We start from the raw sequence: 12,901 nt of genomic DNA, 5'->3' as shown, positions 1-12,901 counted from the left end.
CCTCGTCGACTCGCGTTCGCATCTGTGCTCGCGTCCGCACCGCGCGGACCTGGATATTGTTCGCGTTTGCCGCCCCGACTTCCATGGGCCTGGGTCCCCGGCCTGGTACCGAAGGTCCCACGCGGTCGACGCCCACTCCTGATCTTTGGTCCCATGTCGCTGGTCACAGGAGAGCCGTGGCGATGAGGAAGTAGCTGGCGATCGACAGGAAGTCCTGCACGACGGTGGCCAGCGGCCCGGACCCGAAGGCGGGGTCTCGGCCGCACCGATGGAGGATCCACGGCAACGCCATCGCGACGAGCGTGGCGATCGAGCAGGCCGCCAGCAGCGCCAGCGCCACCGCCGTCGCCACAGCGGCGTTCCCCCAGACCAGCACCGTGATGACCCAGAAGGTCGCGGCAAGCAGCACCCCGAGGAGGGCGCCGGTCACGATCTCCCGCCAGGCGACCGTCCTGATGCTGACACCGACCGACAGTCCTCGGATGACGAGCGTCTCGGTCTGGGTACCGACCGCGTCCGCCAGGTAGACCACGCCGGGTAGGAAGATCGCCAACAGGATCTGACGGTTGAGGGATTGCTCGAAGGAGTCGATGACCCCGGCCGCTGCCACCGACCCGATGAGGCCGAGGACCAGCCACGGCAGGCGGTGCCAGAGTCGACGCGGCACCGGCTCCGCGGTCGCCTCGCGAGCGGAGCGGCTCGACCCGCCGAAGCCGCCGAGCCGGGCGAGGTCCTTCTCGTGCTCCTGCACGAGGACCCCCACCAGCCGCCGCGGCGGCAGGACTCCGCGGTATCGGCCCTCGTCGTCGACCACCGCTACACCCAGCCTGCCGCGCCGCAGCGCCGCCCACACAGCCCGCTCCTGGTCGGTGGTCGGCGCCACGACCGGCGCCGAGGGATCCACCAGGTCCCGCATCGGCTGGCCGTCGGGCGCGATGAGCAGGCGTTCGATCGGCACGACGCCCACCAGCCGCTCGCCGTCGACGACCGCGATGACGGACACGCTGTCGAAGGCCCGTCGCCTCAGGAGCGCCAGGACGTCGGCGACGGTGTCCCCCGGCGCCGCCTCCGGGACCTCGGTCGACGCGTGCTCGGCCGCGGTCCCGACGATCGGTCGGGCCGGCACCGCCTCCTCCGCCATGCCTCCCCCTCGGGCGTCCCAGATGTCCGGGCGGGAGGGCGCCCGGATGGTCCCTCTGGCGGAGGTGTGCCCTGGTGACGGGGCTCAGAAGCCGAGCCTGCGCAGCTGCTTGGGGTCGCGCTGCCAGTCCTTGGCCACTTTGACGTACAGGTCGAGGTAGACCGGCGTACCCAGCAGCGCCTCGATCTGCTGCCGTGCCTTGGTGCCCACCTCGACCAGGCGCCGCCCCTTGGTGCCGATGATGATGGCCTTCTGGCTGGGCCGCTCGACGTAGAGGTTGGCATGGATGTCGAGGAGGGGCCGGTCGGGCGGACGGTCCTCCCGCAGACCCATCTCCTCCACCACGACGGCGATCGAGTGCGGCAGCTCCTCGCGGACGCCTTCGAGCGCGGCCTCCCGGATCAGCTCGGCGACGAGCACCTCCTCGGGCTGGTCGGTCAGCTCGCCCTCCGGGTAGAGCGGGGGCCCTTCCGGCAGTCGAGCCACCAGCAGGTCGGCCAGCAGATCGACCTGGAAGCCCGTCTTGGCCGAGACCGGGACGATCTCGTCCCACTCGATGCCGATCTCCTCGCCGAGCCGCTGGACGGACACCAGCCGCTCGACCATCCTCGCCTTGCCCACCAGGTCGGCCTTCGTCACGATCGCGAACGTCGACCGGCTGCGGACCCTCGCGATCTCCCGTGCCAGGAACCGGTCACCGGGCCCGGTCTTCTCGTCGGCTGGCAGACACATCCCCACCACGTCGACCTCGCCGAGTGTGGTGAGGACGAGGTCGTTGAGACGTTCGCCGAGCAAGGTGCGGGGCTTGTGGAGCCCGGGTGTGTCGACGAGGACGAGCTGCGCGTCCGGGCGATGCACGATGCCCCTGATCGTGTGGCGGGTCGTCTGCGGACGAGACGACGCGATCGCCACCTTCTGCCCGACCAAGGCGTTGGTCAACGTCGACTTGCCCGTGTTGGGACGCCCGACCAGGCACGCAAAGCCGCAGCGGAACCCCGTCGTCTCACTCACTCCGCCGATTCTGCCGTACCCGAGCGGCGGGCTGGCCGCGCCCGGTCGTCCATCGACGGACGGCGAGAACCTCGTCCCGGCCGGGGATGCCCGGGACGGACGCGCCCGGGCCAGTCGACGCCACGGTCGACGGCCCGCTCAACCGGTGTGGACGACAGCTCGGACCTCGCCGTCGACGCCGGCGAGGAAGATCGGGACACCGGCACCGCCCAGGTCTCCGATCACGGCCCGGTCCTCCGCGGAGACGTCGTCCGCGTCGGACACCACAGCTCCGGCCTCCAGCCCTTCCGCTCCGCTGGAGACCGCCATCGCGACGGCGAGCTGGAGCGCGGACAGCCGCAGCGACGGCAGCGTCACGGTCGCGGCCGTGTAGGTGCGACCAGTCGTATCGCGCACCGCGGCGCCCTCCGCCGCCCCGACACGCGCCCGGGTGGCCCGCGCCAGCGTCACGATCTTCGCGTCCTCAGGGTCGAGCTCGTGCACGCCGTGATCCTAGGCGGCGAGACGTCCGCGCTCCCTCGGCGCCCGCCGAGCTGGTCGGCCGATGCCGGCTGCGAGCGACGACGAAGCGAGGGCGCGGTGCGATGATCGGGTCGTCCCGTGACGCGGGATGACGACCGGCGAGGTGGGGCCGGCGAGGAGACGACCGGCGGGGAGGACGCGGCATGACGGGTCGGGTCGCTGGCAAAGTCGCCCTCGTGACCGGCGGCGGTGGCGGCATCGGTCAGGCGACGGGCCAGCTGTTCGCCGAGGAGGGCGCCCGCGTCGTGCTCGTCGACGTGGACGCGGACGCGGTCGCGCGGGCCGCCCACGACATCGACCCGACCGGCGAACAGGTGGTGGCCGTCACCGCGCGGCTGGACGAGGAGGGCGAAGCCCGGCGGGCCGTCTCCGAGACCGTCCGCCGCTTCGGGCGGCTCGACATCCTCGCCAACGTCGCCGGTGTGCGAGTGTGGGGCCCGATCACCACGGCGGATCCGCGGTCCTGGGACGTGATCCTGCGCGGGAACCTGCTCCAGGTGGCCTACTGCTCGAAGTTCGCGGTGCCCGCGATGGTCGCCGGGGGCGGTGGCAGCATCGTCAACGTCTCGTCCGCGAACGCGGTCACCGGCCGGAGTGGCATGGCCCAGTACGACGCCACGAAAGCGGCGCTCCTCGCGCTCACCCGGTCGATGGCCTACGACCACGCCGACGAGGGCATCCGAGTCAACGCGGTGTGTCCGGGCCCGACCCTGACGACGTTCCACGTGCGTCGGCGGGCCGAGGCCACCGGCGAGAACCTGGACGAAGCGCGGGAGGCGCTCGCCCGACAGACGCCCACGCTGCTGCGACGCCACGCCGAGCCCCGGGAGATCGCGTACGCGATCCTCTTCCTCGGCAGCGACGAGGCCTCCTACATCACGGGGGCGACCCTCATGGTCGACGGCGGCCTGTCGGCCTGACGAGCCAGGTCACTTTCGTTCCTCGGTGCTCGGAACCTCGCCGTCCTCCGGCGTGTCGATCCGCGTGACCAGGATCGTGGGGATCCGGTTCCGCCGACCGACCGGCCCCTCCGCCACGAGCTGGAGCCCGTCGACGGTCACCTTCGCGCCCGGGATCGGCACCTTGTCGAGGTACTTCGCCATGAGGCCGCCGACGCTGTCGACGTCCTCGTCGTCGAGGTCGATGTTGAACACCTCGCCCAGCTCGTGGATGGGCAGCCGTGAGCTGACCCGCACGGCGCCGCTTCCCAGGCGCTCCACGGCTTGCGGCGCGACATCGTACTCGTCGGTGATCTCGCCGACGATCTCCTCGAGGATGTCCTCGATGGTGACGAGGCCGGCCGTACCGCCGTACTCGTCCAACACGATCGCGAGGTGGGTGCGCTGCTGCTGCATCTCGCGGAGCAGCGCGTCGATCGGCTTGGAGTCGGGGACGAACGCGGGCGGCCGCATGACCTGCTCGACCCGCTCCGTCGTCTCGGCCGCGCGGTTGTCGTAGATCCGCTGCGTGACGTCCTTCAGGTAGGCCACGCCCACGATGTCGTCGAGGTTCTCGCCGATGACGGGGATGCGCGAGAAGCCGCTGCGCAGCGCCAGCGACATCAGCTGGCGGAGCGTCTTGTGGCGTTCGATGACGACGATGTCGGTCCGCGGGACCATGACCTCGCGGACGATCGTGTCGCCGAGGTCGAAGACCGAGTGGATCATCTGCCGTTCACCGGACTCGATGACACGGCTCGCTTCCGCGATGTCGACCAGCTCGCGCAGCTCCGCCTCCGTCGCGAACGGCCCCTCCCGGAATCCCTTGCCTGGCGTGAGGAGATTCCCGAGCCAGATCAGCAGCTTCGGCAGCGGCCCGAGGACCCGGGTCAGCCCCATGAGCAGACCCGAGGTGAGCAAGGCCACTCGGTCGGCCTGCTGACGGCCGATTGTGCGGGGTGCCACCCCGACCACGACGTAGGACACGACGATCATGACCCCGGCGGCCGCGAGGATCGCCAGCCACGTGGTCTCGATCCAGCCGAAGAAGACGTCCGCGACCAGGATCGTGGCGATGAGCTCGCACGCCAGCCGTAGGAACAGCGCGGTGTTGAGGTACCGGGCGCTGTCCGCCACGATCATCCGAACTCGTTCGGCACCCCGCCGGCCGGCCTCGGCGAGCCCTTCCGCGCGGGATTTCGAGAAGGTCGACAGGGCGGCTTCGGCCGCAGCGAGCACCCCCGCGACCAGCACCAAGGCCGCCGCGAGGATGAGCAGCTGCGGGTCACCGCCCATCGGCGACGCCACCTTCGCGTTCTCGTCGCGGCTGCCACTCGGCGAGCAGTCTCGCCTGCAACGCGAACATCTCTCGATGCTCCTCGGGCTCGGCGTGGTCGTAGCCGAGCAGGTGCAGGATCCCGTGGACCGTGAGCAGGTGCAGCTCGTCTTCGAGGGTATGTCCGGCCTCGCGGGCCTGGCGCGCGGCCACCTGCGGACAGAGCACGACGTCCCCGAGCAGCCCCAAGGGCGGCTCCTCGCCGTCGCGGCCAGGACGCAGCTCGTCCATCGGGAACGCGAGGACGTCGGTCGGGCCGGTCTCGTCCATCCACCGCAGGTTGTGCTCCGCCATCGTCTGCTCGTCGACGAGGACGATGGACAGCTCGGCCTGCGGGTGCAAGCGCATCCGGTCGAGGACGAAACGGGCGAGCCTGGCGAGCTCGTGCTCGTCGATCTCGACCCCGGACTCGTTGGCGATGTCGATCGTCATGGCTACTTCACAAGGCCCTGGAGGGGTGCGCGTGACACCCGAGCACGGAGGATGTCGACGAAGCGACCGAAGGTGCCGACCCGCCTCCTCTCCCCGTAGGTGAGGTGTAGACGCCGTGCACGGTCGTCAGGTTTCCTCACGGGTGCGTCGGCTCCGCCTGGCGTCCGAGCGCCCGGAGTTGCGTGCTTCGTACTCGTCGTAGGCCGCGACGATTCGTCCCACCAGCTTGTGGCGGACGACGTCGTGGCCGGTGAGCGTCGCGAAGTGGACGTCCTCGATGCCGGCGAGGATCTCGCGGACCACCTTCAGGCCCGAGTGGACGCCACTGGGCAGGTCGACCTGGGTGATGTCGCCGGTGACGACCATCTTCGAGCCGAAGCCGAGCCGGGTGAGGAACATCTTCATCTGCTCTGGCGAGGTGTTCTGCGCCTCGTCCAGGATGATGAACGCGTCGTTGAGCGTGCGGCCCCGCATGTAGGCCAGCGGCGCGACCTCGATGGTCCCCGCCGTCAGCAGGCGTGGGATCGAGTCGGGGTCGATCATGTCGTGGAGCGCGTCGTAGAGCGGCCGCAGGTACGGGTCGATCTTCTCCGACAAGGTGCCCGGCAGGTACCCCAGCCGCTCGCCTGCCTCGACCGCCGGTCGGGTGAGGATGATCCGGTTCACCTGCTTGGCCTGCAGCGCCTGCACGGCCTTCGCCATCGCGAGATAGGTCTTACCCGTGCCGGCCGGACCGATGGCGAAGACCACGGTGTGCTTGTCGATCGCGTCGACGTACCTCTTCTGCCCCAGCGTCTTGGGTCGGATCGTGCGCCCGCGGTTGGAGAGGATGTTGACCGTCAGGACCTCGGCCGGGCGCTCCGCCTCGCGGGCCCGGAGCATCGCGACGGAGCGTTCCACCGTGTCAGACGTCAACCCGTGTCCGGAGCGGAGAACGGCGACCAGCTCGTCGAACAGCTGCTCGACGAGGATGCGTTCCTCCGGTGCGGCGGTGACGGTGATCTCGTTCCCTCGGACGTGGATCTCGGCGTCGAACTCCTTCTCGGCGACCCGGAGGAACTCGTCGCGCGGCCCGAGAAGGCTCACCATGGGGATGCTCGCCGGGACGACGATCTTGGTCTGTGACGAGTTCGTCTTGGCCATGGGCGGCCTGCTGGCCTTGCTCCTTTTCGTCATGTCGTCACTCAGTCGCCGGCGCTCGGCAAGGCGCGCCAGCATTCGAAACGACGTTCATCGTAGCCCGCGCGGTGCCGCGCGAGCACGCGTATTGCGCGCGGGAACAGGGGTCAACCTCGCATGAGGGGTCTTTCGGACAAGCGTCCAGAACCGTCTCGAACCCCGCAGCGTCTCCCCTCCTAGCCGAGGGAACCGACGAGCTGCCGACCACCGAGCACGTGGAGATGGCAGTGCTGGACGACCTGGCCGCCTTGCTCGCCGGTGTTGACGGCGACCCGGTAGCCGGTGTCGACGATGCCCTCGCTCCGGGCGACGGCGACGCACTCCTGGAGCAGGACTCCCAGGAGCTCCGCGTCGTCCGCGAGCTCCGTCAGGGTCGTCGTGTGCGCCTTGGGGACCACCAGGACGTGGACCGGCGCCTGAGGGTTGACGTCGCGGAACGCCAGGGTTCGGTCGGTCTCACGGACGATCGTGGCCGGGATCTCCCTGGCCACGATCCGGCAGAAGACGCAGTCGGCGTTGGCTGGCACAGGACTGGCTGTCACAGGTCACGCGCTCCTGTCGTTGAAGGCGTCGCGAATCCGGGAGAAGACCCCTTTGCGCCCGGACGCCAACTGACCGGTCAACTTGTCCTCTCCCCGCAACCGTGCGAGCTGCAGGAGCAGCTCCCGCTGGGCGTGGTCCAGCTTGGTCGGGGTCTCGACGATCACGTGCACGATGAGATCGCCACGCTGCGGGCTCGACAGGTGGGGCACGCCGTGGCCGGGAACCCTGATCTGGTGCCCGGACTGGGTGCCCGGCTTGACGTCGAGCTCCAGGATGTCGTTGTCCAGGGTCTCGAGGGTGATGGTCGTGCCGAGCGCGGCGGCGGTCATGGGGAGCGTCACCGAGCAGTGCAGGTCATGCCCACGGCGCGTCCACACCTCGTGCGGCTCGACCTCGATCTCGACGTAGAGGTCGCCGGCCGGGCCGCCGCCAGGGCCCACCTCGCCCTGGCCGGCGAGCTGGATCCGGGTGCCGTCGTCGACGCCGGCCGGGATGCGCACCGCGAGCGTGCGGCGGGACAGGACGCGCCCCTCGCCCGCGCACTCCGGGCACGGACTGGGGATCACGGTCCCGTAGCCCTGGCAGCGGGGACACGGCCTGGTCGTCATAACCTGACCGAGGAACGACCGCTGGACCGAGCTCACCTCACCCCGGCCGTCGCACACCGTGCACGTCACGGGAGTGGTGCCCGGCGCCGTCCCGGCACCGGAGCAGGTCGAGCACACGACCGCCGTGTCGACCTGGATTTCCTTGACCGCGCCGAAGACCGCCTCCGCGAGCTCCACCGACAGCCGCAGGAGCGCGTCCTGGCCCCGACGCTTGCGGGGTCGAGGTCCCCGCGTCGTCGTGGTGCCGAAGAACGCGTCCATGATGTCGGTGAACGAGAAGCCGGACCCGAAGCCGGTGCTCGCACCGCCACGCCCGGAGGCCGACAGGGGGTCGCCGCCGAGGTCGTAGATCTCCCGCTTCTTGGGGTCCGACAGCACCTCGTAGGCGCGCGTGATCTCCTTGAAGCGTTCCTGCGTCTCCGGGTCGGGATTGACGTCGGGGTGCAGCGTTCGCGCCAAGCGGCGGTACGCACGCTTGATCTCCTCCGGCGACGCGTCACGGTCGACGCCGAGGAGCTCGTAGTAGTCCTGGCTCATGCTGTGGGTGGCCTCGTGCACTGGGAGTTGTCCTCGGTCACTCGCCTATGTGTCACTCACTCGCGAGGATTCGGCTGACATAGCGGGCGACGGCCCGAACCGCACCCATCGTGCCGGGATAGTCCATGCGTGTGGGTCCGACGACACCGAGGTTGGCGACGGTCTCGTCACCAGGACCATATCCACTCGCCACCACCGAGGCCGACGACAGCTCCGCGTAGGGGTTCTCGCTGCCGATCCGGACGGTGACTTCCCGTGACGACCCGTTCGCCTCCCCCAGCAGTCGGAGCAGGACGACCTGCTCCTCGAGGGCCTCGAGGACCGGACGGATCGAGAAGTGGAACTCCTGGCCCGGCGGGATGAGGTTCGCCGTCCCGCCGACCGCGATCCGCTCGTCGGGGCGCTCGACGACGGTCTCCAGGAAGGTCGCCAGGATCGTCGCGACGTAGGGTCGGTCTTCCACGTCGAAGGAGTCCGGCAAGTCGGCGACCAGCGAGCTGACCTCGGAGAGCTTCTTGCCGACGACCTTCTCGTTGAGGCGCTTGCGGATGTCGCTCAACAGGTCGTCGCGCAACGTCGTCTTCACGTCCACGACCCGCTGCTCGACCCTGCCCGTGCTGGTGATGAGGACGAGCAACAGCCGAGTGGACGAGAGCGTCACCAGCTCGACGTGCCGGACCTTCGACCGGGTGAGGGTGGGGTACTGCACCACCGCGACCTGGCGGGTGAGCTGGGCGAGCAGGCGAACGGTGCGGTTGACGACGTCGTCGAGGTCGACCGCGCCGTCGAGGAACGTCGAGATGGCACGACGCTCGGCAGGCGACAAGGGCTTGATGCTCGTCAGCTTGTCCACGAACAGCCGGTACCCCTTGTCGGTGGGGATCCGACCCGCGCTCGTGTGGGGCTGCTGGATGTAACCCTCCTCCTCCAGCGCCGCCATGTCATTACGGACAGTAGCCGAGGAGACACCCAGGTTGTGCCGGTCGACGAGCGCCTTGGAACCCACCGGCTCCTCGGTGCGCACGTAGTCCTCGACGATGGCGCGGAGAACAGCCAGCTTCCTCTGATCGAGCATGGACCGCTCGCACCTCCTCGCGTTCGTGCGGTCGCCAGTACTCGCCCGCTCGGCACACCCGCCAAACGAGACGACGCACGTTCCAACGACCGCGACTCTGCGGGCAGGCGACCACAGTGCTCTAGCACTCCCCTGACCCGAGTGCCAGTCTACGGCGAACAGCCGAGATCGCGCGCGGGCGCGGATGCCATGCTGTGGGACATGAGCGCGGACACGTCCGGTTGGTCCGAAATCGGCCGCGGCTGCTACGTGCGGCGGTACTCCTCCTTCGACGTGTCGGTCGGCGTCGTCGTGGGGTCCCACGGCCTCCTCGTCATCGACACCCGCGCGAGCTTGCGAGAGGCCGATGAGCTGCTCGCCGACCTGCGGAGGCTGTCCCGCGCGCCCGTGCGGTGGGTGGTCGACACCCACTGGCACTTCGACCACTGCTTCGGCAACGCGCGGTTCGCCGACGCCGTCATCTACGGCCACGAGACGGTGCCGGAGACGCTCGCCGCGCGCGCGGACGAGGTTCGCGCGGACCTGGCCAGGCGCTCGCCAGAGTGGGCCCGCGACATGGCTGAGCTGACGCTGCGCCCACCCACCCGGACGTTCGTCTCCGTCGCCACGATCGACCTCGGCGATCGTGTGGTCGAGCTCATCCATCCGGGACGCGGCCACACCGACGGCGACGTGGTCGTGCGGGTTCCCGACGCCGACGTGGTCTACGTCGGCGACCTGGTCGAGGAGTCCGGACCACCGGCGTACGGCGACGACTCGTATCCCTTGGAGTGGCCGACCACGCTGGACGTCGTGGCTGGCCTGCTCACCCCCCGTACGGCCGTCGTCCCCGGGCACGGCGCGGTCGTCGACCGGGGCTTCGTGGCGAACCAGCGTGACGACATCCACCTCGTCGCCCAGACCATCCGTCGCCTCGCCGCCGAAGGGGTTCCCCTCGACCGGGTGTGGGACGCCGCCGAGTGGCCGTACCCCCGGCAGGTCCTCGAGGAAGCGGTACGCCGCGGCTACGCCCACCTCGCCGAGTCCGGAGGACCCACGGCCACCCGGCCGGTCCAGCCCGGTGGTCGGACCTCCCTCCCGCTGCTGCCCCGAGACGACCACTCGTGAGAGCCGTTCCGGCCCACACGCCGAGCGACCCGACCGTGGATCGAGCGACGCCCGTGACCTCGCCGACACCGACACGCCAGCCAGCGTCACGAACGAGCCCTCCGTCGACCGGTACCCTGCCCCACCATGGCCGCGTCCTTTGATCGCTACGGTCGCGACGTGCTCGCCACCGACTGGCGCGCCCCAGCCCGTGGGCGCACCGTCGACCTCACCGTCGAGCTGGACATGGTGCTGGAGGACCCCGTCACCGGCTTCTGCGGCGCGGTCGTAGCGATCGAGCGTGACCTCGTGGTGCTCGAGGACCGCTTCGGAGCCCGACGCAGCTACCCCTTCGGGCCGGGTTTCCTGTTCGAAGGCCGTCCAGTCGCCATCCGGCGACCGGCGCGGCGCGCGGCCAGCGCCACACCCCGTCGGACCGCGTCCGGTTCCCTCGCGGTCGAAGGCGCACGGGCGCGCGTGGCTCGTCCGAGCCGCATCTTCGTCGAAGGTCGGCACGATGCCGAGCTGATCGAGAAGGTTTGGGGCGACGACCTGCGCCTCGAGGGCGTCGTGGTCGAGTACCTCGCCGGAGTCGACGACCTCGCCGCCATCGTCCGGGACTTCCAACCCACGGCGCACCGCCGGCTCGGTGTCCTCGTCGACCACCTCGTGCCCGGGAGCAAGGAGAGCCGGATCGCCGAGGAGGTGGCGCGAGGCCCCTACGGCGAGCACGTGCTCGTCGTGGGGCACCCCTTCGTCGACATCTGGCAGGCGGTCCGGCCGCAGCGGCTCGGCCTCGACCGCTGGCCTGACATCCCACGGTCGGAGCACTGGAAGCACGGCGTGTGCGCAGCGCTCGGCTGGCCGCACGCCGACCAGGCCGACATCGCCGAGGCCTGGCGCCGCATCCTGGGCCGGGTGCGCGACTACCGCGACCTGGAGCCCGCACTGCTCGGCAGGGTCGAGGAGCTCATCGACTTCGTGACCGCGCCGGTCGCGTGAGCCGGGCGCCACGCCAGCCCGCGCTGGCGCCCTCTCCCGGGCGCTCACTCCCAGGCGCTCACGCCCGACCTGTCAGGCTTGTCCTGCCAGGCTCTCGCCCGTCGGCACCAGGTCGCGAGCCACGCCGTCGGCGAGCAGACGCCCGCGAAGCGTGAGCACCGCTCGCCCGTCCCGGAGCGCCGCCGGCTCCAGCAACCCCTCGGACGCTGCGGCGTGGGCGGCCGCCCGGCCGTCCGGGTCGAGCACCTCGAGGTCGAGACCGTCGACGAGGCGAAGCTCCAACATGATCCGCTCGAAACGGCGAGTGAACGGGTCGAGCACCTCCCGGCCTGCCGCGGGGCTCAGGCCCTGGGCGAGGCGCTCGGCGTAGGCCGCCGGGTGCTTGACGTTCCACCAGCGGACACCGCCGACGTGGCTGTGCGCGCCTGGACCAACGCCCCACCAGTGGCCCCCGGTCCAGTACAGCAGGTTGTGCCGGCAACGGTCGCCAGGCGACCGGGCCCAGTTGGAGATCTCGTACCACGACAGGCCCGCCCGGCTCAGCGTCTCCTCCGCCTGGACGTAGCGGTCGGCGAGCACGTCGTCGTCCGGCATGGGGAGCTCACCGCGCCGGATGCGCGCCGCCAGACGAGTGCCTTCCTCCACGATGAGCGCATAGGCCGACACGTGGTCCGGCCCCGCGCCGATCGCGGCGTCCAGGCTCGCCTGCCAGTCGTCCGCCGACTCCCCCGGCGTGCCGTAGATGAGGTCGAGGTTGACGTGGTCGAAGCCGGCCGAGCGCGCCTCCTCGACGCACCGTACTGCCCGTCCCGGAGTGTGCTGGCGCTCCAGCACCGCCAGGACGTGCGGACGGGCGCTCTGCATACCGAACGACACCCGGGTGAAGCCGTGCGCACGCAACGCCGTGAGGCTCCGCTCGTCCACCGACTCCGGGTTGGCCTCGGTGGTCACCTCCGCGTCGGGAGCGAGTCCGAACTCGTCCTGGACGGCCCGCAGAATCCGTCCAAGGTCGGTCGGTGGCAGGAGCGTGGGCGTCCCCCCTCCCACGAAGACGCTGACGACGGGCAGGTCGACGCCGCCGAGCACCCTGCGCGCCAGCCGGATCTCCCGGATCGCCGCGTCCGCGTAGGTGGCTCGCGACGCGCCCGGAGCCGATCCGAGCTCGGCCGCGGTGTAGGTGTTGAAGTCGCAGTAGCCGCAGCGGGTCGCGCAGAACGGCACGTGGACGTAGATCCCGAACGGACGCTCGCCCAGCTCCCCCAGGGCCGACGCGGGGAGTTCTCCGGAGGGGGGCGCTGGCTCGCCGTCGGGCAAGGTGGACGGCATGCGGCCAGGGTAGGCCGCGCACCCACGAAGCAGCCCGCCCAGGGGGCCCGGTCCGCGCCCGACCCGCCGCCCGGTCAGGGCAGATCCGGCGAAGTCCGACCGAAGCAGTCGGTGCGCCGCAGCACGTCACCCGGCCCCGACCGACAGCTGACCCGACCCACAACT

At 70.6% G+C, this 12,901-nt stretch carries 13 protein-coding genes; 3 read left to right on the top strand and 10 right to left on the bottom strand.

Annotation, left to right across the window (positions count from 1 at the left end; genetic code table 11):
- Positions 1-163: 163 nt before the first annotated feature.
- The 3 genes from DFJ64_RS16125 to DFJ64_RS16115 form a co-directional block, all read right to left on the bottom strand.
- Entirely contained in the window at positions 164-1,141 is a 978-nt protein-coding gene (locus tag DFJ64_RS16125; protein ID WP_115851197.1) for a magnesium transporter, read from the bottom strand.
- An 84-nt stretch (positions 1,142-1,225) separates the two neighbouring features.
- Positions 1,226-2,152, bottom strand: coding sequence for a GTPase Era (era, locus tag DFJ64_RS16120; RefSeq protein WP_245941172.1), 927 nt, complete (start codon positions 2,150-2,152; stop codon positions 1,226-1,228).
- A 138-nt stretch (positions 2,153-2,290) separates the two neighbouring features.
- On the bottom strand, positions 2,291-2,635 hold the full coding sequence (locus tag DFJ64_RS16115; protein WP_115851195.1) for a cytidine deaminase: 345 nt from the start codon (positions 2,633-2,635) through the stop codon (positions 2,291-2,293).
- A gap of 182 nt (positions 2,636-2,817) precedes the next feature.
- Between DFJ64_RS16115 and DFJ64_RS16110 the strand changes: the two genes are divergently transcribed.
- Positions 2,818-3,594, top strand: a complete 777-nt coding sequence (locus DFJ64_RS16110) for an SDR family NAD(P)-dependent oxidoreductase (RefSeq protein WP_115851194.1) — start codon at positions 2,818-2,820, stop codon at positions 3,592-3,594.
- A 9-nt stretch (positions 3,595-3,603) separates the two neighbouring features.
- Here the strand turns inward: DFJ64_RS16110 and DFJ64_RS16105 are convergent, their stop codons facing one another.
- The 6 genes from DFJ64_RS16105 to hrcA all read right to left on the bottom strand — a co-directional run bounded on the left by DFJ64_RS16105 (position 3,604) and on the right by hrcA (position 9,322).
- The gene (locus tag DFJ64_RS16105) at positions 3,604-4,908 is read right to left on the bottom strand and encodes a hemolysin family protein (protein WP_115852160.1); all 1,305 of its coding nucleotides are present in this window, start codon (positions 4,906-4,908) and stop codon (positions 3,604-3,606) included.
- Positions 4,898-5,380: an rRNA maturation RNase YbeY gene (gene ybeY / locus DFJ64_RS16100; RefSeq protein WP_115851193.1), complete on the bottom strand. Its 483-nt coding sequence runs from the start codon at positions 5,378-5,380 to the stop codon at positions 4,898-4,900. The genes DFJ64_RS16105 and ybeY overlap by 11 nt, the downstream gene beginning before the upstream one ends.
- 126 nt (positions 5,381-5,506) lie before the next feature.
- On the bottom strand, positions 5,507-6,523 hold the full coding sequence (locus DFJ64_RS16095) for a PhoH family protein (protein WP_115851192.1): 1,017 nt from the start codon (positions 6,521-6,523) through the stop codon (positions 5,507-5,509).
- 212 nt (positions 6,524-6,735) lie between these two features.
- The gene (locus DFJ64_RS16090; RefSeq protein WP_245941171.1) at positions 6,736-7,101 is read right to left on the bottom strand and encodes a histidine triad nucleotide-binding protein; all 366 of its coding nucleotides are present in this window, start codon (positions 7,099-7,101) and stop codon (positions 6,736-6,738) included.
- Between the two features lie 3 nt (positions 7,102-7,104).
- Positions 7,105-8,247: a molecular chaperone DnaJ gene (gene dnaJ / locus DFJ64_RS16085; protein WP_115852159.1), complete on the bottom strand. Its 1,143-nt coding sequence runs from the start codon at positions 8,245-8,247 to the stop codon at positions 7,105-7,107.
- A gap of 52 nt (positions 8,248-8,299) precedes the next feature.
- Positions 8,300-9,322: a heat-inducible transcriptional repressor HrcA gene (gene hrcA / locus DFJ64_RS16080; protein ID WP_115851190.1), complete on the bottom strand. Its 1,023-nt coding sequence runs from the start codon at positions 9,320-9,322 to the stop codon at positions 8,300-8,302.
- A 201-nt stretch (positions 9,323-9,523) separates the two neighbouring features.
- On the opposite strand from hrcA, the gene DFJ64_RS16075 reads away from it, so the two are divergent.
- The gene (locus DFJ64_RS16075; protein ID WP_115852158.1) at positions 9,524-10,429 is read left to right on the top strand and encodes an MBL fold metallo-hydrolase; all 906 of its coding nucleotides are present in this window, start codon (positions 9,524-9,526) and stop codon (positions 10,427-10,429) included.
- Between the two features lie 126 nt (positions 10,430-10,555).
- Positions 10,556-11,410: a DUF3097 domain-containing protein gene (locus DFJ64_RS16070; protein ID WP_115851189.1), complete on the top strand. Its 855-nt coding sequence runs from the start codon at positions 10,556-10,558 to the stop codon at positions 11,408-11,410.
- Positions 11,411-11,482: 72 nt separating this feature from the next.
- Here the strand turns inward: DFJ64_RS16070 and hemW are convergent, their stop codons facing one another.
- Positions 11,483-12,736: a radical SAM family heme chaperone HemW gene (hemW, locus tag DFJ64_RS16065; protein WP_115851188.1), complete on the bottom strand. Its 1,254-nt coding sequence runs from the start codon at positions 12,734-12,736 to the stop codon at positions 11,483-11,485.
- Positions 12,737-12,901: the final 165 nt, after the last annotated feature.

Origin of the sequence: Thermasporomyces composti (assembly GCF_003386795.1) — a bacterium.
Lineage (GTDB): Bacteria > Actinomycetota > Actinomycetes > Propionibacteriales > Actinopolymorphaceae > Thermasporomyces > Thermasporomyces composti.
This window is presented reverse-complemented; position numbering and strand designations above follow the sequence as displayed.